The sequence below is a fragment of the Agriterribacter sp. genome, assembly GCF_035444585.1.
Lineage (GTDB): Bacteria > Bacteroidota > Bacteroidia > Chitinophagales > Chitinophagaceae > Agriterribacter.
Genome location: NZ_DAOMOZ010000139.1, coordinates 12786 through 13357, shown reverse-complemented (window position 1 = coordinate 13357; position 572 = coordinate 12786). Strand labels below are relative to the sequence as shown.

At 46.7% G+C, this 572-nt stretch carries 1 protein-coding gene; it reads left to right on the top strand.

The window, feature by feature from the left end; genetic code table 11:
• A partial coding sequence (locus tag PLH26_RS14495; RefSeq protein WP_324586749.1) for an ASPIC/UnbV domain-containing protein occupies positions 1 to 572 on the top strand: 572 nt, incomplete at both ends.

Sequence of the window (572 nt, the reverse complement as noted above, 5' to 3'; positions counted from 1 at the left end):
TGTAAACCAGCGGAACCTCACATTCCTGAATCAGTCGTACCGGTTGGGCTTAGGCATGCCAGGGTTCAGCAATGGGGCTGCTTACGGGGATTTGGATAACGATGGCGATCTGGATCTTGTGGTCAACAATGTGAATATGGAAGCCTTTGTATACCGCAACAACACTTCGCAAAAATTGCACAGCGCATACCTGAAAGTGAAACTCCGGGGCGAGGGAAAGAACAGGATGGGCGTAGGAACCAAAGTTTCGGTGTATGCCGGTGGGCAGGTGCACGAACTGTATCAAATGCTTTCACGCGGTTTTCAGTCGAGTGTGGATCCTGTACTGTGCGTTGGAATGGGCAATAACGCCAGCGTTGATTCCCTCGTAGTGGTATGGCCGGATATGAGAAAGCAAATTTTAAAAAATATAGGCATTAATACAACCGTATTGCTAAGGCAGGAAGAAGCAACTGGAAAATTTATTCCGCAGCCTGAAAGCCATACCTTATTTACGGATATAACAACACAATGGATTTCGGGTGAATCGGCGCACAGGGAAAATTTATTCATTGATTTTGACAGGGAAAGGC